Here is a 21,016-nt window from a genome sequence, read left to right as displayed (position 1 = left end):
TGGCACCGGGGCGAGGGGCGTGACAGGATCGAGTGCGTGAGCTTCGGATCCGTACCGTCCGTATCCGTCTCCGACGTCCCGGAGCCCGGTCCCAGCACCGCCCTGCTCGACGTCCGTGAGGACGACGAGTGGACCGCCGGGCACGCTCCCGGCGCGCTGCACGTCCCGATGGGCGACGTCCCGTCGCGGATGGCCGACATCAGCGTTGACGGCACCCTCTACGTGGTGTGCCGCCAGGGTGGGCGTTCGGCCCGCGTCGTCGAGTACCTGCAGCACGCGGGAGTCGACGCGGTGAACGTGGACGGCGGCATGGTGGCGTGGCAGCAGGCCGGCCTCCCGGTCGTCGACGACGCCGGTCGCCCGGCCACCGTGTACTGACGCCGTGACCGCTCCTCGGCCGGTGGCCTGGTTCCAGATCTGTGCGCGCTGCACACGGCGCATCGACGTGGGGCCGTCGCCGCGGCAGTGGTGTCCCGTCTGCCACGGGGTCCTGCTCTCCCCGGTGCCGGTCGGGCAGTCGACTGCCCCGGTCGGGCAGTTGCCGATGGCCGTCCGTCGTAACTTCCGCTGGGTGGCCTCCGCGCCCGGATCCGCGCCGCGGCGCCGTGTCCGCCGGGTGCCGACCCCCACCCCCCGTTACGACGTCATGCCCACCTGGGGTCTGCCGATCGCGCCGCGCCCGCACCCGAGTGCGCCGGAGAGCGCCACGGACCGGCTGGCCCGGCGCTCGACCTCCCTGCTCACGGCGACCGTCGCCCTGTTCGTCGCGGCGGCCGTCGCCGAGCTGGCCCGGTACGTCGTGCTGCTCGTCAGTCGCGACCGACTGATGCCCGCCGCGGTCCTCGCACTGTCGGACGCCGCCGTGTGGTGCCTGTCGTTCCTGTCCCTCGGAGTCGGTCTGGTCGCCGCGGTGGCGACGGTCGCCCGCGTGGTCCGGCTGCGCCGCAGCGCCTACGCCCGTCACGGACTCACCGATCCGCGGCGCACGCGAACCCTGTACCTCGGATCGCTGCTGCCGATCGTCACCCTGCTGTTGCCCGGGGTCTTCCTCACGGAGCTGGCCCGCACGAGCGAGCACCGGCTCCGACTCGAGCGTCTGGTGCCGTGGTGGTGGGCGGCCTGGGTCGGCAACTGGCTGCTGATCGCGGCAACTGTCGCGTGGCGCACCGTCGACGGCATCCAGGCGCAGGCGAACGGTGTGGTCCTCACCGCGATCACCGACCTGGTCGCCGCGGGGGTGGCCGCCCTCACGCTCACCGTGATCCGCCGAGCCGACGGCCGCACCGTGCGCGGCGACACCCGCACCCTCACGCGATGGACGGTCCTGCCGACCACCCCCGTGTCCGACACGACCCCGGCCCCGGAGGACACCGCACCCGACCAGCTCGCCGACGTCCGATGATCTACTCCGCACACGAGGCCACACCCCTCGTCGTCGCGCATCGAGGCTCGTCGGGAACGCGGCCGGAACACACACTGGTGGCGTACGAACAGGCGCTGCGCGAGGGGGCCGACGGCGTCGAGTGCGACGTGCGGCTCACGCGCGACGGCCGGGTGGTGTGCGTCCACGACCGACGGATCGACCGGACGTCGTCGGGAACCGGGATCGTCAGTGCCCTCACCTACGAGGCACTGTCCGGCCACGACTACGGGACAGCCGACGATCCGGCGAACGTGCTGCTGCTGAGCGACCTCATCGACATGGTCATGGCGTGGAAGGCGAAGCCCGCCAAGATCTTCATCGAGACCAAGCACCCGGTGCGCTACGGAGGCCTGATCGAGAACGCCGTGCTGGCGGAACTGCACCGCTTCGGCATCGGACGACCCGGGTCGGCGTCCCTGTCCCGCGCCGTCGTGATGTCGTTCGCGCCGTCGGCGGTGTGGCGGGTGCGGCGATCGGCGCCGATGCTGCCGACCGTGCTGCTCGGCACCGCGTCGCGCTACATCGGCGGCGGCGCCGCGACCACGGTGGGCGCCACGGCGGTCGGGCCCTCGATCAAGACGCTGCGTGATCATCCGAACCTGGTCGACCACGCCGCGGCGGCCGGTCGAGCGACGTACTGCTGGACCGTGAACACCGAGGAGGACGTGCATCTGTGCCACGACCTCGGGGTGCGATGGCTCGCCACCGATCATCCGGGTCGGGCGCTCGCGTGGTTGGACGACAGCATCACCCGGTAGGTTCGACGCTCGTGGGTAAGAAGAGCAAGAGAAACAGCGGACCGAAGCCCGACAGTCGACGCGCGGAGCTGCTGGAGCAGCGCAGAGCCGAGCGTGAGGCGCTGTCGTCCGCGCCGGTGCGGCCGTTCGAGGGCCTCGCCTTCGAGTGCGACATCGTGGCGATGCGCGAGTTCGTCGCCTCCGCGTCGGCATCCCTCCCGGTGACGGGAAGCGACCGTCCCTTCACCCTCGCGACCGTGCTCCCCGGTGCCGTCGCCGCACTCGTGCGTGACGACGAGCAGAAGAACGCGTTCGTCGCGATGCAGGTCCAGACCTTCTCGGAGGATCTGTCGGCCGACCTCGCCGCCTCTGTCGTGTGGGCCTCCTCGGCGACGCCCGGAACCTCGACGGCGGCGTCGAACCCGTCCGCCGAGACGCCCGCGCTCACGGAACTCGTGGACGCGACGTCCCCTCTGGACATCACCGTTCATAAGGACTTCTCGTGGTGGATCCCGGAGGGCGCGGGAGCGGACCCCGAGGTCGACGCCACCATCGAGCGCGCCAACGGTGCGATCCTCCCGTCCGCCCGCATCACGGCCGACGGTGTGTCCGCGGCCTGGTGGGTCGACGCCGGCGACAAGGCGCACATCCGCTGGGTCCGTCCCGAGGACGAGGATCAGTTGATGATCGCGCTGGCTCGCTTGCAGTCGGTGGGTGAACTGCATGTGGGGGAGGGATCGCGCTTCGCCGGCTCGTTCCGTACCCACGGCCTGCTCGTGCCCGTCTTCGACCTCGATCCCGAGGTTCATCCCGACGAATGGGCAACGGGCACAGCGGCTCTCGGCCGCAGGCTCGACGAGACCCTGGCCGACACCAGCGAGCTCACCTCCGAGCAGCGGCGCGCCCGTGACGGCCTGCGCAGCCGCCAGGTCACCCTGCGCTGACGATCAGGCGAGTCCCCCGGCGGCCCTCGGCGCGTTGCCGCCGCCGCGGGACTCGCTCGTCATCTCGCGGGCGATGAAGTCCTCGATGTGGAAGAGGTTCTCGCCGGCACGGTCGACGATGGTGAGCAGCGTCGTCATCGACGCCACCTCCTCGATCTGCTCGGCGAGGAACCACTGCATGAACTGCTCGCCCAGGTAGTCGCCGGTGTCGCGGGCGGTGCGTGCCAGCGTCGTGATCTGCTCGGTGACCTTCTTCTCCTGCCGCAGCGCCAGCTCGACCGGCTCGCGCACCGACCCGAACGCGTTCACGACGTCGTCGACCCCGGGCACCCGGACCTCGAGGTCGTTGTCCAGCAGGTACTGGATCATCATCATGGCGTGGCCGCGTTCCTCGTCGGCCTGGGCGTAGAACCGTGCGGCGAGCTGCGGCAGATCCGCCCCGTCGAAGTGGACCGCGATCGCGATGTACTGCTGCGAGGCGGTGAACTCGTGTCGCACCTGCTCACGGAGGAGAAGGTGGAACGCGCTGGACTCCCTGTCGTGGAACACCCCGGAATCCCGGGCGTCGGAGGCAGCGGACACGTCGTCGAGGCTCATGACGACACACGGTACTGGGTCGAGCGTGTCCGTCGGGACGCGTCATCCGCCGCCGACGAGATCGGGGGGCAGCTGCTGATCGGTGGCCAGGAGCTCGAAGAACCGGGACGCCCGCTCGCGGTCGGACAGCAGGACGTTGCCCGAGCCGTCGACGTCCTCGAACCCGGAGACGGGAATGGTGGTGGTGACCATCTCCCCGCGCAGCGCCCAGCCGAGGGAGGCCAGGTTCCAGATGTGGTCGCCGTCGTCGACCTGCAGCGACGTCACGACCCCCCGTACCAGCGGCACCGCCCGGAACGGGTTCAGGAAGGTGGTCGGGCTGGTCGCCTTCGAGAGCAACGACGACAGGAAGAGTCGTTGGTTGTTCATCCGATCGATGTCGGCGAGTGCCGTCGCGCGGCTGCGGACGAAGCCGAGCGCCTGCGGACCCGAGAGCTCCTGGCAGCCCGCACGCAGGTCGATTCCTGCCAGGGGGTCGACGATGTCGTAGGGCACGCAGATGTCCACCCCGCCGATCGCGTCGACCATGTCGGCGAACCCGCCGAAGCCCACCTCGGCGTAGTGGTCGATGCGCAGGCCCGTCACACCCTCCACGGTCTGCACCAGCAGCGGCGCGCCGCCGAGGGAGAACGAGGCGTTGAGCTTGTCGGTTCCGTTGCCGGGAATCGGCACGTACCAGTCGCGCGGGAGGCTGACCATCGTGGTCGGGCCGCTCGCCGGCACGTGGATCAGCAGGATCGTGTCGGTCCGGCCGGCACCGATGTCCCCACCGGTCGCGAGTTCGGCCTCCTGCTCGGGAGTGAGTCCGGTACGACTGTCCGATCCGACGAGCAGCCAGTTGGTCCCCGGGGTGTCTGCCGGGCGACCCTCGTAGTTCCCGAGCGCGTCGACTCGGGACAGCGACGTGTCCGCCCAGACGGCGCCCCCGACGACGAGCAGGAGCAACACCACCAGGGCGATACCGATGCGGCGACCCCATCGTGGCCGCCGGCGTCGACGCGTCGGCTCGGGCGGCACCTGGCGCGGCGGAACCGGGGCGGGAGCAGGGGCGCGGCCTCGATCGGCCGGCCCACGCCCGTCGTCGTACGGTCGCCGGTCGTCCCGGTACCGATCGTCACGCCGTGGCGCGTCCCGCGCCGGGGGAACCGCCGACCACGCCCGCGGATCCTGCCGGGGTGGTGGCTGCTGAGGACCCCGCTGCACACGGGTCTGGTCGGCCCACCCCGGAGGGCTGCCCGCCCGTCGCCGCACCACCGGCGGTTCCTCCGGACCCGGACGGCGAGGGGGTGGCGGTCGCCGCCGCGGGTCGTACGGAGGTTGCTGGCTCATCCGGCGACTCTAACCGGCCGACCTGTCAGCCCGGCAGCCACGAAACGTGATCCCGCAGGGCGGCGAACCCTACGAACGCCACGATGTCGATGAGGGCGTGGGCGATCACGAGGGGCCACAGTCGACCGGTGCGCTGGAAGTACCGGCCGAAGATCAGACCCATGACGAGGTTGCCGACGCCGGCCCCGAAGCCCTGGTAGAGGTGGTAGCTCCCGCGCAACACGGCCGACGCGAGCAGCGATCGGTTGTCGGTCCACCCGAGGGCGCGCAGCCGCGAGATCAGCCACGCCACCACCAGGACCTCCTCGGCGACCGAGTTGGCCACCGCGGAGAGCGTCAGCGTGATCGGGCGCCACCACACGTCGTTCAAGGTGCTCGGCAGCACCGTGACGTTGAGATCCAGTGCGACGGCGACGAGGTAGAACAGCAGGCCCGGGATGCCGATGATCGCGGCGAGCCCCACGCCGTGCAGCACGTGCGGGCGCAGGCGGGGACGTGCGAAGCCGATGGCGCGTGGCCCGATTCCGCTGCGCCACAACAGGTACAGACCGAGTGCCCCCCATGCGCAGAGCCGGACGACGCCGATCAGTTGACGGAGGAAGTCGATCGGTCCGAGAGTCGACTGCGGCACGTTGATCGCCACGGTCTGGTCCGACAGGGCGCCCTGCTCGAGCGCGCTCTCGACGAGAGAGAGGATGCTCGACAGTCCGCTGAGCCCGAACGTGAACAGCAGGACGACGACGATCTCGATCCGGATCGACCGTGGCGACTCGGTGGTGGGTGTCTTCTCCGGATGCACCCGGTCGATTGTGCCCGTGACCCGTCTCGAGGGTCGTGGTCAGTGGTGGTCGCGCGCCCGCAGGCCGTTCATGAACGGGCATCCGGCGAGCACGCGCAGCGCGCGACCGAGCTCGGTCACGTCGGACACGGGGTTCGCGAACGGCACCCGCACATCGTGGTCCTGGCCCTGCCCCTCCACCCGGATCCCGACGCCGTAGCGGTCGATGCTCAGCGGTCGGGCGCGACCGATGCGCAACGACGGCGGGAGTCGCCGCGCGATCTGCTCGACCATGTCCGAGTGGTCGCTGTCGAGGTGCTGCAGCCAGCCTCCCTCGACCTCCCAGAACGGATCGGGATCGGCGTTCATGAGGTCGCGCACCGGCACCGGCTCCGCCCCCGTCGCATCGGCCACGACGACGGACTCGAGCAGCAGACGCAGCAGGATGCCGCTGTGTCCGATGTCGAGCAGTCCGGCGTGCGGGTACTGGGAGGCGACCGCCGCGGCGACCGCGCGCTCGGCGGTGTCCGGGACGCGGCGCAGCTCACCGCTGAGCCAGACCAACGAGCGCACGGGTTCGCGCAGGTCCAGGGGAGTGTGGTCGGTCAGTTCGAGGACGGCGGGGATCCCCGCGGAGCCGGCCTGGAAGGACACGGCCCCCACGGTGCTGTCCGCGGGCACCACCATGACGATCTCGCCGGGCGAGCGCAGGAAGTGCATGGTCGTGGCGACGGGTGCGCTGCCCTCCACCGCCAGGACGGTGTGCTCGGCACGCAGACACACGCTGCGCACCCGCTCGGCGGTGGACGGCGCGGTGGTGGTGACGACACCGTTCATGACGGCCCCCTCGGGTGGAAGTAATTAGGTAAGGGTTAGCTAACCAGCCCTCGCGCCGTTGCGCAAGACGTCGAACTAGACTCGGAGCGTGCCCACGATGCTGACCCTGGGCGTGCGCCCCCGGCGAGATCCCGAGGCCCTGTTCGCCGACCTGCTCGTCGCGACCGTCGACGACGTGGCGACGGCGGAGGCCCTCGAACCGCACCCACTCGTCGGAACGGCCTGTGTCCCGCTGAGTGCGGTGGACGACTCGGCCGCCCTCGAACGGTTCCTCGTACGACTGGACGTGGCTCCGCCCGACGAGCCGCCCTCGGTGCGCGCCTACGTGGTCGAGGCGACCGCCGAGCAGCTGGGCGACGCGGTGGCGATCACGCCGTGCTCGTCCGTCGTCGTGCTCTGTCCGGACGGCGACGTCGTGGAGACGACGGCGCTCGTCGATCGGGCCGGTCGGCATCCCGGCCTGGACGCGGGGTGGTCCGAGGATCGGGTCGCCGACTTCCTCGCGGTCGTCGCGCACGCGGAACACGGGTTCTTCGCCGTCGCGACCGACACGTCCTCGGTGCTCGCCGTGCTCGCCGGAACGGTGGCCGCACTGCGCGGCGACGACGTCCGCAGCGCGCTCCGCTCCCCGGATCTGGCCGCGCTGGTGGCCCTTCATCCCGACGCCGCGGCCGCGACCCGAGAGGTCCTTCTCGGTGTCCTGGTGCCGAACGCCGGGAACATCGCACACGAACTTCGCCGTCGTATCGACGAGATCACCGGCGACGCGGCGGGGGACGCGTAGCGTGACCGGGGTGCGCATCGCCTACTTCGGACCCTCGGGAACGTTCACCGAGATGGCCCTGGGGAAGCTCGAGGCGGACGGGGCATTCGGCGCTCCCGTCGAGCGCGTCAGTGCGTCGAGCCCGCCCGCCACCCTCGAACTGGTGCGCTCCGGTGCGGCCGACGGCGCCGTGGTGCCCATCGAGAACTCGGTGCAGGGCTCGGTCCCGCCCACCCTCGACGCGCTCGCGATCGGGGACCGGCTGCAGATCCTCGCGGAGACCGAACTCGACGTGGCCTTCACCATCGTCGCCCGTCCGGGCACCGCCATGGCGGACGTCCGCACGATCCGGGCCTACCCCCACGCCGCCGCCCAGGTCCAGCAGTGGATCGCCGCCACCATGCCCGATGCTCAGGTGGAGTTCGCGTCGTCCAATGCCGGTGCGGCCGAGGACGTCGCGTCCGGACTCGCCGACGCCGCGGTGTCCACCGGTCTGGCGGGCCGACGGCACGGACTCGACGTACTGGCCGACGGCGTGGCCGACGTGGAGAACGCACGGACCCGCTTCGTGTACGTCACGCGCCCGTGCCCGCCGCCTGCGCCCACGGGGGCGGATCGCACTGCCGTGGTGCTCACTCCCGCCAACAGGCCCGGCACGTTGGTGTCCGCGCTGGCCGAGTTCAGCACGCGCGACATCGATCTGACGTTCATCGAGTCTCGCCCTCTCCGTACCCATCTGGGCACCTACCGCTTCTACATCGACTGCGTCGGCCACATCGACGACGTCGCGGTGGCGGACGCCCTGCGGGTCCTGCACTCGCGCACCGACGTGCGGTTCCTCGGCTCCTGGCCCAGCGCGCACGTCGCCGCCGGCGGTCCTCGCCCCACCGACGACCGCGGCCGGGACTGGTTGGACGCGTTGCGACGGGGAGATCGGTGAGCGGCCGACTCGTCCTGGTGCGGCACGGTCAGACCCACTCGAACGTCGCTCGTCGTCTCGACACTCTGCCGCCCGGCGCGGAGCTGACCGAGCTCGGACACCGACAGGCGCGGGAGTACGCCCGGACGGTGACGCGGACCCCGGCCGCCGTGGTGTCGTCCATCGCCGTCCGCGCACGTCAGACCGCGCAGTACCTGGCCGACGCGACCGGTACGCCGCTGACGGTGCGCGACGGTCTGCAGGAGACGTTCGTCGGCGACCTCGAGGACCGCAGCGCCGAGGAGGACCACGCCCGCTTCACCGCGGTGTATCGCGCCTGGCTGGACGGTGACCTCGATGCCCGCCTGCCCGGGGGCGAGTCCGGCGCCGACGTGCTCGCCCGCTACGTGCCGGTACTGGACGAGCTCCGCGCCACCCACCTCGGCGACGATTCCGCCACCGTCCACGTGGTGAGTCACGGTGCTGCGATTCGGCTCGTCGCCGCGGTGCTGTCCGGGATCGATCGCGACTTCGCCGCCGACAACCATCTCGACAACACGGGGACCGTCGAACTGGTTCCCGCCGAGGGTGTCTCGGCCTGGGACTGCGTGCGCTGGGGCGACTACACGCCCCCGTTCGAGACGAAGGGCAGCCGCACTCCCGACGATCCGATGGGCTGAGCGGACACACGGACCAGGTGGTCGTCGAGTATCGAGCGCCGTTCCAGCGAGGTGATCAGCGAGCGGAGCGCTCCGACGGTGCGTACCGGTGTCGCGGATCGCACGGACGTGCTCGATCGTCCGGTCGGATCCTGGACCGTGGTCGCGACGACACGGCCGGAGTCGCTGTCGTACACCGCGATCGACAGGTCGACCGTGGTGGTGACACCGTGATCGTGTCGGAGTCCGACGATCTCGGTGTGGCGGGTGCAGTGCGGGACGACGTCCTCGATACCGGCCGTGAGGACGTCGGTGTACTCGGTCATTGGATCGATCGGCGCTCCTGCGGCGTCGCCGAGCCAGGCCGCGATCAGGGCGGCCACGTCGGTGTCGACCCGCGTGATCGTCACCGATCCCTCGCTCGCGGTCATCCACACCGGATCGTCGATGTCGTTGCCGCACAGACACCCACGCCCGTTCTCGATGCCGGTGGAGTGGCCGACGATGCGGACGTCGACACTCCAGCGAGGCGCCGCCGCCGCGCGGAGCATCGCGGCCAGGGCACGGTGCGGGCGGCCGTCGGCCGCGACCAGGAGTCGATCGGCGAGGCGTCGGGCGGCACTCGCGAGCACGGTCGCGCGATCGGAGACGGTCGCGCCGGCCGGGTGCCATCCGAGAACGGCAGGGAGAGTATGTCCCCCGATCGCCCCCAGGAGGTACGTCAGTTCGTCCGTGTCGAGCGTGAGCGAACCCTCGAGCGGGACGTCCCCGCCCAGCACCGGCGCCGCGCTCATCGCCGCGCCCCGATGACGGCGGGCACGACCGGAACCCCCGCCTCCTCCTCGACGACGGCGGGTGTCCTGCGGGCGTGCACGACATCGTCGGAGCCGAGCCTGCTGTGACCCATGGGAAGTCCCGCGCCGAACGGCGACCGGGCGTGCGCGGCGCCGGACGCGGACGCGTCCTGTCCCGCTGACACCGCCGTGTCCGATCCGACGCCCGCACCGAGGAACGGTGACGGCGTCCGTGCGAACGAGCCACCGGCGGCGTGCACGGAGCCACCCTGCCCGCTGCCACCTCGCCCGCCGCCGCCACCCCACCCGGTGGCGACCATCGGAACCTGCTGCGGCACAGCGTGGGTGATCGTCGGTGCCGCACCGGGCTGCGGTGCCGACGACAGAACGGAGGACAGCGTCGACCCGGCCTGCGCCGGCATCTGCTGGATCAGCGACGCCGCCCTCGTGACGGCCGGATCGCGTCCGACGCTGTCCGCGGTGAGGGGCGACCGCTGACCCTGGTGCGCCGGATCGTCCGAGAATCCGTGCTCCTGCCGGTCGGATCCGCTGTCGTCCGACGGCGGTGTCCCGGCCTCCCCCGGCACCGGCCCGTGACCGGGGACAGCAGAGATGACCGTGGAGGTGGCCGCGGTGACCGCCGTGGTGATCTGCGGGGGCATCTGCAGACCGTCGACGAGCGCGAGCGGCGCCGTCGCCGCTTCGTACGCCTCCATGACCAGGGCGGCGCGGAGATCGAGCGCGGCGTCGGCGGCATCGGCAGCCTGCGCCGCGCCGGTGAGGGCGCCGCCGGTGGCGTACGCGGTGGTGCGTCCGGCCTTCACCGCGGCGATCTCCGGCAGTGTCGGCATGACGGCGAGCGCGGTCACCACCGTCGCGGACTGGGCGGCGGCCCGAGCGGACACGGACGCGGCGTGCTGCGCCGCTCCCGTGCCCCACGTCGCGAACGCTGTCATCCCCGCTCCGGCGGCGTCGGCGGCATCCCCGTCCCACGTGGCTGCCAGTGCGGACGCGACACCGCTGACCGTCGCGGTGGCCGCGGCGAGTGCCGTGGCCACCGCGGCCCACGCCGTGCCGGCGGCGGCCAGCGGAGCGGGGCCGGCACCCGCGAGCAGTGCGGCCGAGTTCACCGCCGCGGTACGCGGGAGCCAGAACACCCCGGTGGGCCCGGCCGTCACGCGGTGCCCGCGGTCAGGGCCGTGGAGAACGACGCGTCGACCTCGCGGTAGGCCGCCGCCTGGACTCGCAGGGCAGCCGCCGTCTCGCGGAGCTCGGTCACCGCCGCGGACGTCGAGGTGTCGAGAGACTGCGCGGTCGACCAGAAGTAGCGTGCAGCCAGCGCGGACACCTCGTCGCTGCCCGCGGGAGGAGGACGGAGCGCGACGGACGCGGAGGCGAGAGACGATGCCAGGCGCATCGCCGCGGCATCGAGTTCCGACGCGGCCGCGAGCAGCGCCTCGGGATCGACGAGTACGTGGCCGGGCATGGGGTCTCCGTTCGAGCGTCCGGTCGGATCTCGAGACTTGGACGCGCGACGGCGGGAATCGGTTCCGCGGGTGGAGAACGGAGCTCAGCCGAAGCCGAGTTCGTGCAGGCGATCGTCGTCGATGCCGAAGTGGTGCCCGATCTCGTGAGCGACGGTCACCGCGATCTCGCGGCGCGCGTCGTCCTCGTCACGGGCGATGTCGAGGATCGGCAGTCGGTAGATCGTGATGACGTCCGGCAGGTGCCCGCTGTACTCGAACCGTTCGGTCAGAGCGACGCCCTCGTACAGACCCAGGAGATCCTCCGTCGGGTGCTCGTCCTCGACCAGCACGACGACGTTGTTCATGTATGCGGCCAGCTCGTCCGGGAGAGTGTCCAGCGCATCGCCGACCGCGTTCTCGAACTCCGCTTCGGACATGCTGACCGACACGTCACGCACCGGGCAGGGGAGACGCTCCGGGGAGCGGGATCGGCAGGCTGCGGCCGTCCGGAACGGGAGGCGGCGGAACCGGCGCGGCGCCGTCGATGGTGATGTCGCCCTTCGCCGAGCCGACGATGGACGCGAACCCGCCCGACTCGACCTCCTTGCCGATGGAGCAGCTCACCTTCTTGCTGCCCGCCAACCAGCTCGAGGCGTCGACGTTGTCCCAGAACAGCGTCAACGTCTTCTCCCGGAGAACGTCCGGACCGCCCAGGTAGGCGTCCGACGCCTGGGTGCACGTGGGTTCGAGATAGCGGTCCTGGTCCTCGACGGACGGTAGTCCGCCGGGGAACTGCGCGGCGAGATCCACCACCGACACCACCTCGAAGGCGTGCGGAGCGGTGCAGTCGATCGGGTCTGTCGGCACGCCCGACTCGACGCCGACGCAACTACCGGTCTCCCAGACCATCGACTGGTCCTGGTCGGCGACGCTGCCGGTCATCACCTGCAGCGCGCTGGTCGCGCCGGTCTGTTGGATGCCGCACCGGATCGCGCGCTCGCCCGCGGCCCACCCGGCCTGGCTGGGGAACATGAGGCCGACCGAGTACTTGCCCGTGGGGTCGAAGCGGCCCCCGGTGTAGTCCTGCACCGCGGTCTCACAGTGTTCGTCGCGCAGGGAGGCGAAGCGGGCCGCGTCGGGATACGGCGATCCCGTCGCGAACTCGGCGACCGGGTACACCCCGAGGTCCACCGTCTCGGCGACCTCGAAGCGGTGCGGCTCCGCGCAACTCACCTCGGCGAGGTCCTGGCGGTCGGTGTCGGGGTCGTCGGTGGGGGTCCACTGCAGGCAGTCGCCCGCGTCGGACGAGCCGAAGGACGTCGTCGACGCGGTTCCGACGGTTCCTGCCGTGGACGGTGTGGCGAGCTTCTCGCTCCGGTCGAACCCACCGGACACACCGATGGTGACGGCGGCGGCTCCGATGGCGCCGATCGCGACCAGGGCGAGCAGCCGACGGGCGTTCGAGGCCTGGACGGTGCGGGGACCACTCTTCTCGTCCGTCGCGGTGTCGGTCTCGTCGGCCGTCGATGCCTCGGGTACCACCGCGTCGGGCGCGGACGTGTCGGATGTGGACGCGTCGGGTGTCGCGATCTCGGACGTCGGGGCGTCGTCGACCACCGGGCCGTCCTCGCCGGACGGGCTCGGGGTGGGATCTTCGGGCTTCGGAGACATCGGCTCCATCATGCCTGCCGGTAGGTTCGGACGGTATGAGTGGTGCTGATACCGAGGACACCGGGCTCGAGGCCGGGATCGAGGACCTCGCGACGCGCGTGTTCGACATGGCACGCAGCGGCGACACCGCCGCACTCACCGCGTACGTCGACGCGGGCGTGCCCGTGGATCTGACGAACGGATCCGGGGACACCCTGGTGATGCTGGCGGCCTATCACGGTCACGCCGAGAGCGTCGTGGCCCTCGCGCACCGCGGAGCCGACGTGAACCGCGCGAACGACAAGGGTCAGACCCCGCTCGCCGGTGCCGTGTTCAAGGGCGAGGACGAGGTCGTCCGGGCACTGGTCGACGCCGGAGCCGACGCCGATGCGGGGCATCCGACCGCGGTCGACGCCGCGCGCATGTTCGGCCGCGAGGACTACCTGGACGTCCTCGGACGAGGGTGACCACATCGCCCCAGTAGGCTGACGTCCCGTGATCGACCTCAGAGTTGTCCGCGAGGACCCCGACGCCGTCCGTCAGTCGCAGCGCACCCGTGGCGAGGATCCGTCCCTGGTGGATGCGTTGCTCGAGGCGGACACCGCGCGCCGGGCCGCCGTGTCGGCTGCCGACAACCTCCGTGCTGAACACAAGGCGTTCGGTAAGAAGATCGGTAAGGCCACTCCCGACGAGCGCCCGCAACTTCTCGCGACGGCGTCCGCGCTCGCCGCACGGGTGAAGGAGGCGGAGGCCGAGCAGAATGCCGCCGACGCGGCTCTCGACACCGCTCACCGTGCGATCTCCAACATCGTGCAGGAGGGCGCGCCGGCCGGCGGCGAGGACGACTTCGTCACCCTCGAGACGATCGGTGAGATCCCGACCATCGAGAATCCGAAGGACCACCTCGAGCTCGGCGAGGCTCTCGGGATCATCGACATGGAGCGCGGCGCCAAGGTGTCGGGCGCTCGGTTCTACTTCCTTACCGGTTACGGCGCACTGCTGCAGCTCGGTCTGCTGCAGCTCGCTGCCCAGAAGGCAGTGTCGAACGGGTTCACGATGGTCATCCCACCGGTGCTCGTGCGGCCGGAGATCATGGCCGGGACCGGCTTCCTGGGCGCGCACTCGTCGGAGATCTACCACTTGGACGACGACGACCTCTACCTCGTCGGCACGTCGGAGGTGCCCCTCGCCGGCTACCACTCGGGCGAGATCCTCGATCTGAACGGTGGCCCGAAGCGCTATGCGGGATGGTCGTCGTGCTTCCGCCGCGAGGCCGGCAGCTACGGCAAGGACACCCGCGGCATCATCCGTGTCCACCAGTTCGACAAGGTGGAGATGTTCGTCTACACCCGTCCCGAGGACGCGGACGCGGAACACCAGCGGCTCCTCGGCTGGGAGAAGGAGATGCTCGCCGCGGTCGAGTTGCCGTACCGCGTCATCGACACCGCCGGCGGCGACCTGGGATCGTCGGCTGCGCGCAAGTTCGACTGCGAGGCATGGCTTCCCACGCAGAACACCTACCGTGAACTCACGTCCACCTCGAACTGCACCACGTTCCAGGCGCGTCGACTCGGTGTTCGTTACCGCGACGAGAACGGGAAGCCGCAGACGGCGGCGACGCTCAACGGGACTCTGGCCACGACGCGGTGGATCTCCGCGATCCTCGAGAACCACCAGCAGCCCGACGGCAGCGTCAAGATCCCGGCTGCGCTCGTCCCGTTCGTCGGCACCGACGTCCTGCGTCCGCCGACCTCGTAGTCGATGCGAGCTCGCGGCGTCGATGCGCTCGTCGTCGTGGGCATCGTGGCGGCCGGAACACTGGTCGCGGCGATTCTGCGCCCGCCCGATCCCGTCGACCTTCCGCTGCAGTGCACGTCGGCCGGCGAGACGAGCGGCTATTACGTGGCGTTCGGCGCCGAGACATACGACAGTCCTGCCGCACCGTGGTTCTCCGCTCGCAAGGCGGCGGCGATGACGGACGCCTTGCACCGCGCCCTCCCACGGGGAACGACGGTGGCATTCGCGTCGCCGTCCGGGTCCTTGCAGTTCGGTGGCGTTCCCGACGACTTCATGAGTAGGCCGTCCGACGTGGCACCTGAGCAGATCGCCTCGACCACCGCATCGGGAACCATCACACGTGCAGGGAAGTCCGGTTCGCTGACCGCGACGGTGAGTGTGACGGATCGGGGTGTCCCGCCCTGCGGGCCGACGGTGACGCGGCGAGTGCGACTGGCCGACGGAACCGTGGTCGATCTGTCGCCGGGGTCCGCTCTGGCGTACGCGCCGGACGGCACCGTGCTCCAGCTGGGAAGCGACGACCTGGTGACACAGGACGAACTGCTCGACATCGTCGCCTCTCCCGGCCTGCGTGTCTCGGCGCGGATTCCGGGTGAAACGTCGCCCCTACCTCCGGTATGTCGAACAAGCACCGTCGAGGGCGCACCGACTTTCGACAGGGCGCGGCTCGGCGCAGTGAGCAGAGCGTTGTCGAATGCCTGGGACGACGGACCGGGCCGCAGAGTCGAGCTCGATCGCTCGCTGAGCGAGCTGACGCTGTCGGACGGCTCGAAGTCGGGTGCGTGTATCGAGGTCCGCACAAGTGCAAGCGGTCGTTCGGGGTCGTTGACGCTCGGTATCGCCGGCGGCACCGAGGCCCCGCGGAACCCGGACGTTCACGACCCGGACCAGGACCTGAGCAGCGACCACGTGCAGCTCGCCGGAGGGGCCGTGTCCGCCCGATCCCGCACCGGCGTCCCCAGTGTCGTCGTCACTCGCCCATCCGGAACGGTGATCACCGTGACGGCGCGCGAGGACAAACCCGCCGACGTGCCGTATCTCTCGACGGCGGACCTCGAGCACTTGGCAACGGCGCCAGGCCTCGATGTCGATCCGGATGGCACCCCTGGCGAAGCTCTGCCCGTCGTCCGCGACGTCGTCGACAGCGCGTGGACGCTCACAGCAGATGCGGGAGGACGCTTCTCCACTTTCAGTGATCCAGGTAGCGGCACGGTGCCCCCGCTGGCGTCCGGGGTCATCGACGCGGGCGGAGTCACAGTCGTGTCGGTGGGCCGACTCGACCGAACCACCGGCGCATACGACGACTCGACCTTGCTCGGTATCGACACGGTGACGGGGGTCGTGCGGTGGAGAGCACCCGTGGAGGATCTCGTGTCGTGCCTCGACACGCTTCTCGGCACGACAGTGGTGTGTCTGCGAGCCGATCCCGACCGTGCGTCTGAGACATCCTTGGTCGCCGTCGATACGAGCACCGGGGATCTGCAGAACATGCCCGGCGGGGACCCGCTGGTGGGGATAGGAACCGACGGGGATGCGCTGTACTCGGTGGTCCAGACAGTGACGCCGGCGGGCGAATCCGGCCCCACCGTTCTACGTAAGGGAACGCTCGACGACCCTGCAGCCGACTGGGCCGTGTCGACGCCGATCACGGGTGGCTATCCCGGCTATCCGGGCGAGGTCGTCACGGTGGGCAAAGACGTCGGTATCGTTCGATTCGGCAGTGAGGCACTGGGTTTCGACCCCGTGACAGGCGCCACCAGGTGGTCTCGTGGACGCCCCGACTCCTGTGTGTCGGGCGCGACCGTGTCGGCGGGTGGAGTGACGACGGTACGCAGGATGACGTGCGACCAGTCGTCGGATCCCGTCACCGGCTACGAGGCGATTGCAGTGGACGGCCGTGTCCTGGCGGTGGTTCCCGGGCCGAGCTATTCCTACGACGAATGGGATTCTTCGACCGCCGACCTGCCGCTTCTGGTGGGCTCATCGGCCATCGACAGAGTCACCGGGCAAGTGTTGTGGTCGAACGATGCGCTTACCGCGACCAACGGGACAGCAGTCGTGGGAGACGTGGTGTTGGTCCGAGCGCCCGGAACCGCCGAGGTTTCCGCCTTCGATCTGCGGACCGGGACGCGCCTGTGGCAGCAGGCAGCGGACGACTTCGATCCGGTGACAGCGGAGGTCGGTGGCCGCGCCGCCAGCGTGGTGGCTGGACCCGACGGCTCGTTGTCCGTGCAGTTGCTCGACGTCCGCACGGGAGCGATGACCGGGAGAGATCTCCTCGGCCCGACCGAAGATGCCGATGCGGACGGACACGGTTCCGTCGTCGACAGTTCCGCCGGACTTCTGTACGTCGGTAGCGATCAGGTGGCGTTGCTGGAGTGATCCGCGCCAGGGTGCCGCGGAACTACTCGTCCCGTGTCGGCGGTTCGGGGACCAGGACGTCGTCTGCCGGCAGCGGGACGGCGAGTTCCACCATCCGCTCCGGATACGACGGGTAGGCGGGACGGATCCACACCTTGGTGTCGTCCAACTGCGTCATGACCATCCGACGCCACTGCCATTCCGGTGTCGCACGCCGGAGATCCAGCTCGCCGACAAGCGGTAACGGCGCACGCGCCCAGTAGGGCACGGACAGCGAGCTCAGCCCGCGCGCTTCGAGAACGTCGATTGCCGCCTCGAGCTGCACGTCTTCGGCGATCACGTGGCCGACAGGGTTGACGGCGTCCACGAGTTCGCCGTCGTCGCGAGCCATGTCGGAGACGGTCCACCCCACGAGCTCACCGTCCGATGCTCTGGTCACGGGGAGTCGGCTACGCCACCGGTCGATATCCACTTCCTCGACGGTACCGATGTCCGCGTCGGCTCATGATTCCCAGGACCGCGCCAACTTCCGTGCCGAGGCGATGATTGCGCGTGCCTCGTCCCGGTCGACGCGTGCCTGCAGAAGTGCGCCCGAGCTCATCGTCACCAGAATGCGAGCCCGATTCTCGGGATCGTCGTCACCCCGGTTCACCAGGGCGTCGGTGACCGCATCGGTGAGTCGCCGACGGTGGGCGTCAACGACGGCGGCGAGGGTGTCGTCGTGCGCGGCGGATCCCGCAGCAGTGTTGACCAGAAGACAGCCGCGACGTGGTGCTTCGGCATCGAGGTTTTCGAGTTCGACGTCCATCGACGCGAAGTACGCGTCCAGACCGTCGTCGGTACGCAACAGGGCGAGCCGCGGTGCCACCACCGTGTCGAGATAGTCCTGCACCGCTGCGTCGAACAGGCCGCGCTTGCTGGTGAACGCGTGATAGATGCTGGACCGGGACAGCCCGGTCGCCACCTCGAGTTCGGGCAGAGATGCGCCATCGAAGCCTCTGTGCCAGAACACATCCCGCGCAGCAGTGACGACCTGCGCCGCATCGAACGTCGCTCTCCTACCCATCTGTCACCTTTCGTCGGTGAGGCGTACGGTATTTACTGTACCGAACGATCCACAAAAGGAGTATTTCGTGAAGAGCACCCAGATCCAGCTCGTGTCCCGCCCCACCGGGTGGCCTACTGCCGACAACTTCCGGTCGGTCTCAGTCGACATTCCCGACCTCGAGCCGGGCCAGGTGCGCGTCGCCAACGACTTCCTGTCCGTCGACCCGTACATGCGAGGGCGCATGAACGACGTGCGGTCCTACGTGCCGCCCTTCGCACTGAACGAGACCATGACGGGTGGCGCCGTGGGCCGGGTCGTCGAGAGCCGTTCGGACGAGCATCCCGTGGGCAGCGTCGTGGTGCACCAGCTCGGGTGGCGCGACGTCGCGCAGGCCGAAGCGTCGCAGTTCCGCGTGGTGCGCGAGATCGACGGTGTCCCCACCTCGGCCTACCTCGGCATCCTCGGCATGACCGCACTCACCGCCTACGTCGGACTGCAGGACGTGGCGCGCCTGCAGGAGGGCGACACGGTGTTCGTGTCCGGTGCAGCGGGCGCCGTCGGCAGCGCGGTCGGGCAGATCGCACGGATCCTCGGCGCGGGACGCGTCGTCGGTTCTGCGGGATCACCGGAGAAGGTGGACTTGCTCACCAGCAAGTACGGGTTCGACGCGGCCTTCGACTACAAGCAGGCTCCTGTGCGCGACCAACTGCGTGAGGCAGCCCCGGACGGCATCGACGTGTACTTCGACAACGTCGGCGGCGACCACCTCGAAGCGGCGCTCGACGCGTTCAACGACGGTGGCAGGACCGCACTGTGCGGAGCGATATCCGCCTACAACACTGTGGGAACGACGCCGGGGCCGGACAACATGTCGAACATCGTGACCCGCGGTCTCACCCTGCAGGGATTCACGGTCGGCAACTACCTGCACCGGTTCCCCCAGTTCGCGGAGGACATGGGGACGTGGCTCTCCGAGGGTCGCGTGACCTTCGACGAGACGGTCGTGCACGGCATCGAGAACACGGTGGAGGCGTTCCTGGGGATGCTGCGCGGGGAGAACACCGGGAAGATGGTCGTGGCGGTGGGCAACTCCCGCTGACGGAGTGCCCTACCGGACGAGCCCCTCTCGGGGGCGGCGACGAGCCGCTACGCTGCACCGTGTGGACCCCGTCTATCGCACTGTCATCGGAATCGCTCGCACCGTCTTCGCGGCGCAGGGGCTGAAGTTCGACGTCGAGGGCGCGGAGAACATCCCCGCTCGGGGTGGCGCCGTGATCGCCATCAACCACACGGGCTACCTGGACTTCACCTACGCCGGCCTGCCTGCGCGGAAGCACAAGCGGTACATCCGGTTCATGGCGAAGAAGGAAGTGTTCGACAACCCCAAGTCGGGGCCGATCATGCGCTCTCTCAAGCACATCGCGGTCGACCGCGCCGCCGGCGCGGAGTCCTACCGGGCTGCGGTCGACGCGTTGTCGCGAGGCGAACTGGTGGGGGTCTATCCCGAAGCCACGATCAGTCGCAGCTTCGAGATCAAGGAGTTCAAGTCGGGCGCGGCCCGGATGGCGATCGAGGCCGGGGTCCCCGTGATTCCGGTGGTCATCTGGGGCGCGCAGCGTGTGTGGACCAAGGGGTTCCCGAAAAAGCTCGGACGCACGAAGACCCCGATCTCCATCGCGGTGGGAGAGCCGATCGCGCCGACCATGTCGGCCGGTGACCTCACCGCCCACCTGCGATCGACGATGCAGACCATGCTCGCCGACGTGCAGAAGAACTATCACCATCCCGCCGGCGAGTACTGGGTACCGGCCCGTCTCGGGGGGACGGCCCCGACCCTCGAGGAAGCCGACAAGTTGGATGCCGTCGACCTCGAGGCTCGGATGGCAGCGCGAGACGAGCGCAAGCGCGCCTCGGACTGACTAGCTGTTGGGACCGGCGATCTCCAGGGCGATGTTGTCGGGATCCCGGAACTCGAGGATCGCCATGCCGGCGTCACCGAGATCCTTCACCGGCTCGTGCTCGATGCCCAGGGTGTCCAGCAGTGCGGCGGCGTCGTGCAGATCCTGCAACGAGGCGACACTGAAGCTGAGATGGTCCAGGCCGGCGCGGTCCTCGGCGAACGTGTCGTCACCCGGAGCCACGGGGCGCAGACCGAGCAGCCCGCCGCCGAACTTGTAGATGACTCCGCCGAAGAGGAACCCCAGCGCTTCCTTCGTCGCCTCGTCCGGGTTCGGCGGGAGCTCGAAGGCCACCTCGAAACCGAAGACGTCGTCGTAGAACTTCCGCGAGGTCGCGATGTCACTGACAGTGAGTCGCACATGGTTGTAGTCGACTGCTGCGATAGGCACGAGCTACTCCGTTCCGGTACGCCTGCCGACACGACCATCGGGCCGGCTCGGGCGCACTCTGGAGGTATTCGTGGCCGTGCATGAAAGCGATGTGCCGGCCTCTCGCACTGTTCGACACGCCGTGACCAGGCGATTTGCATCTCGCGAATCACTCACGTAACTTTCTTCGAGTCAGAGCGACACGGACACCGACCGAAGGCCTTACGGGGCTGGGCGAACGAGGTGGGACGGAGTCGCATGGCCGATCGGACAGAAAAGGTTCGTCTGCACCTCGTGTAGGCTGAGCGTACAGTCCAACTTCCTTATCAACGTGGCGCCTGGTGTTTGACTCGGGTGTTGCGGTGTGGTTAGGCTGGAACGGTTGCCCCGGATCCTCCCTCTTCGTGTGGGTGGTGGTGGTGTGTGCGTGTTCTTTGAGAACTCAACAGTGTGTCGATGAATGTCAGTGCCAATATTTTGTTTTGGTTTGCTGGTTCTTCTCCTTCTTCCCGTCGGGGAGGGACCGGTTCTTTTTTGTCAGCAATGGAGTTATTGCTGGCGTGAGTTTTATTGCTGGATTTGGCTCT

Annotated in this window: 24 protein-coding genes; 12 read left to right on the top strand and 12 right to left on the bottom strand. The window is 69.6% G+C overall.

What is annotated here, in order from left to right; translation table 11 throughout:
• Positions 1-36 precede the first annotated feature (36 nt).
• Genes BR07_RS0122485 through BR07_RS0122470 form a run of 4 tightly spaced genes read left to right on the top strand, consistent with a single transcriptional unit; the run spans position 37 to position 3,104 of the window.
• A complete protein-coding gene (locus BR07_RS0122485; protein ID WP_027507325.1) occupies positions 37-378 on the top strand; it encodes a rhodanese-like domain-containing protein in 342 nt (113 codons plus the stop codon).
• 4 nt (positions 379-382) lie between these two features.
• A complete protein-coding gene (locus BR07_RS26075; RefSeq protein ID WP_051613718.1) occupies positions 383-1,402 on the top strand; it encodes a DUF4328 domain-containing protein in 1,020 nt (339 codons plus the stop codon).
• The gene (locus BR07_RS0122475) at positions 1,399-2,181 is read left to right on the top strand and encodes a glycerophosphodiester phosphodiesterase family protein (protein WP_027507324.1); all 783 of its coding nucleotides are present in this window, start codon (positions 1,399-1,401) and stop codon (positions 2,179-2,181) included. The genes BR07_RS26075 and BR07_RS0122475 overlap by 4 nt, the downstream gene beginning before the upstream one ends.
• Positions 2,182-2,192: 11 nt before the next feature.
• Positions 2,193-3,104, top strand: coding sequence for a DUF5926 family protein (locus BR07_RS0122470; RefSeq protein ID WP_027507323.1), 912 nt, complete (start codon positions 2,193-2,195; stop codon positions 3,102-3,104).
• Between the two features lie 3 nt (positions 3,105-3,107).
• Here BR07_RS0122470 and BR07_RS0122465 read toward each other — a convergent pair whose 3' ends face one another.
• The 4 genes from BR07_RS0122465 to BR07_RS0122450 are packed head-to-tail and all read right to left on the bottom strand — an operon-like array spanning position 3,108 to position 6,645.
• Entirely contained in the window at positions 3,108-3,701 is a 594-nt protein-coding gene (locus BR07_RS0122465; RefSeq protein ID WP_081821499.1) for a ferritin, read from the bottom strand.
• 42 nt (positions 3,702-3,743) lie between these two features.
• On the bottom strand, positions 3,744-5,030 hold the full coding sequence (locus BR07_RS0122460) for an LCP family protein (protein ID WP_197027877.1): 1,287 nt from the start codon (positions 5,028-5,030) through the stop codon (positions 3,744-3,746).
• 25 nt (positions 5,031-5,055) lie between these two features.
• Entirely contained in the window at positions 5,056-5,838 is a 783-nt protein-coding gene (locus BR07_RS26070; RefSeq protein ID WP_051613717.1) for a CPBP family intramembrane glutamic endopeptidase, read from the bottom strand.
• Between the two features lie 30 nt (positions 5,839-5,868).
• The gene (locus BR07_RS0122450) at positions 5,869-6,645 is read right to left on the bottom strand and encodes a DUF2470 domain-containing protein (RefSeq protein WP_027507320.1); all 777 of its coding nucleotides are present in this window, start codon (positions 6,643-6,645) and stop codon (positions 5,869-5,871) included.
• 88 nt (positions 6,646-6,733) lie between these two features.
• Here BR07_RS0122450 and BR07_RS26065 point away from each other — a divergent pair, with 88 nt between their 5' ends.
• From BR07_RS26065 to BR07_RS0122435, 3 genes are read left to right on the top strand one after another with little or no spacing between them, the layout of a single operon-like run.
• The gene (locus tag BR07_RS26065) at positions 6,734-7,429 is read left to right on the top strand and encodes a hypothetical protein (RefSeq protein ID WP_051613716.1); all 696 of its coding nucleotides are present in this window, start codon (positions 6,734-6,736) and stop codon (positions 7,427-7,429) included.
• Position 7,430: 1 nt separating this feature from the next.
• Positions 7,431-8,348 (top strand): prephenate dehydratase, encoded by a 918-nt coding sequence (pheA, locus tag BR07_RS0122440; protein ID WP_027507319.1) that lies wholly within the window; start codon positions 7,431-7,433, stop codon positions 8,346-8,348.
• Positions 8,345-9,007, top strand: a complete 663-nt coding sequence (locus BR07_RS0122435; protein WP_027507318.1) for a histidine phosphatase family protein — start codon at positions 8,345-8,347, stop codon at positions 9,005-9,007. The genes pheA and BR07_RS0122435 overlap by 4 nt, the downstream gene beginning before the upstream one ends.
• On the opposite strand, the gene BR07_RS0122430 is transcribed toward BR07_RS0122435, so the two are convergent.
• The 5 genes from BR07_RS0122430 to BR07_RS0122410 all read right to left on the bottom strand — a co-directional run bounded on the left by BR07_RS0122430 (position 8,950) and on the right by BR07_RS0122410 (position 12,917).
• Positions 8,950-9,780, bottom strand: coding sequence for an ESX secretion-associated protein EspG (locus BR07_RS0122430; protein ID WP_027507317.1), 831 nt, complete (start codon positions 9,778-9,780; stop codon positions 8,950-8,952). The genes BR07_RS0122435 and BR07_RS0122430 overlap by 58 nt on opposite strands.
• Complete coding sequence (locus tag BR07_RS26060; RefSeq protein ID WP_051613715.1) at positions 9,777-10,958, bottom strand: PPE domain-containing protein; 1,182 nt, start codon at positions 10,956-10,958, stop codon at positions 9,777-9,779. Before BR07_RS26060 ends, BR07_RS0122430 begins: the two co-directional genes overlap by 4 nt.
• On the bottom strand, positions 10,955-11,266 hold the full coding sequence (locus BR07_RS0122420) for a PE domain-containing protein (RefSeq protein WP_027507316.1): 312 nt from the start codon (positions 11,264-11,266) through the stop codon (positions 10,955-10,957). Before BR07_RS0122420 ends, BR07_RS26060 begins: the two co-directional genes overlap by 4 nt.
• A gap of 84 nt (positions 11,267-11,350) precedes the next feature.
• Complete coding sequence (locus tag BR07_RS0122415; RefSeq protein ID WP_081821502.1) at positions 11,351-11,683, bottom strand: metallopeptidase family protein; 333 nt, start codon at positions 11,681-11,683, stop codon at positions 11,351-11,353.
• 13 nt (positions 11,684-11,696) lie between these two features.
• Complete coding sequence (locus tag BR07_RS0122410) at positions 11,697-12,917, bottom strand: septum formation family protein (protein WP_081821501.1); 1,221 nt, start codon at positions 12,915-12,917, stop codon at positions 11,697-11,699.
• 35 nt (positions 12,918-12,952) lie between these two features.
• Between BR07_RS0122410 and BR07_RS0122405 the strand changes: the two genes are divergently transcribed.
• Genes BR07_RS0122405 through BR07_RS0122395 form a run of 3 tightly spaced genes read left to right on the top strand, consistent with a single transcriptional unit; the run spans position 12,953 to position 17,075 of the window.
• Positions 12,953-13,363 carry an ankyrin repeat domain-containing protein gene (locus BR07_RS0122405; RefSeq protein ID WP_027507313.1) on the top strand — a complete coding sequence of 137 codons (411 nt, stop codon included), beginning with the start codon at positions 12,953-12,955 and terminating at the stop codon, positions 13,361-13,363.
• A 28-nt stretch (positions 13,364-13,391) separates the two neighbouring features.
• Entirely contained in the window at positions 13,392-14,654 is a 1,263-nt protein-coding gene (gene serS / locus BR07_RS0122400) for a serine--tRNA ligase (RefSeq protein ID WP_027507312.1), read from the top strand.
• 3 nt (positions 14,655-14,657) lie between these two features.
• Positions 14,658-17,075 (top strand): outer membrane protein assembly factor BamB family protein, encoded by a 2,418-nt coding sequence (locus BR07_RS0122395; protein ID WP_027507311.1) that lies wholly within the window; start codon positions 14,658-14,660, stop codon positions 17,073-17,075.
• A gap of 22 nt (positions 17,076-17,097) precedes the next feature.
• Here BR07_RS0122395 and BR07_RS26055 read toward each other — a convergent pair whose 3' ends face one another.
• A complete protein-coding gene (locus tag BR07_RS26055; protein ID WP_231476487.1) occupies positions 17,098-17,493 on the bottom strand; it encodes a hypothetical protein in 396 nt (131 codons plus the stop codon).
• A 63-nt stretch (positions 17,494-17,556) separates the two neighbouring features.
• Positions 17,557-18,120, bottom strand: coding sequence for a TetR/AcrR family transcriptional regulator (locus tag BR07_RS0122385; protein WP_027507310.1), 564 nt, complete (start codon positions 18,118-18,120; stop codon positions 17,557-17,559).
• 67 nt (positions 18,121-18,187) lie between these two features.
• On the opposite strand from BR07_RS0122385, the gene BR07_RS0122380 reads away from it, so the two are divergent.
• On the top strand, positions 18,188-19,201 hold the full coding sequence (locus tag BR07_RS0122380) for an NADP-dependent oxidoreductase (RefSeq protein WP_027507309.1): 1,014 nt from the start codon (positions 18,188-18,190) through the stop codon (positions 19,199-19,201).
• Positions 19,202-19,262: 61 nt separating this feature from the next.
• Entirely contained in the window at positions 19,263-20,021 is a 759-nt protein-coding gene (locus BR07_RS0122375) for a lysophospholipid acyltransferase family protein (protein ID WP_027507308.1), read from the top strand.
• On the opposite strand, the gene BR07_RS0122370 is transcribed toward BR07_RS0122375, so the two are convergent.
• Positions 20,022-20,450 (bottom strand): VOC family protein, encoded by a 429-nt coding sequence (locus tag BR07_RS0122370; RefSeq protein WP_027507307.1) that lies wholly within the window; start codon positions 20,448-20,450, stop codon positions 20,022-20,024.
• Between the last annotated feature and the right edge of the window lie 566 nt (positions 20,451-21,016).

It is taken from the genome of Rhodococcus sp. UNC23MFCrub1.1 (assembly GCF_000686025.1).
Taxonomy (GTDB): domain Bacteria; phylum Actinomycetota; class Actinomycetes; order Mycobacteriales; family Mycobacteriaceae; genus Rhodococcoides.
The sequence above is the reverse complement of the archived record's forward strand: the minus strand, read 5'-3'. Positions and strand labels throughout refer to the sequence as shown.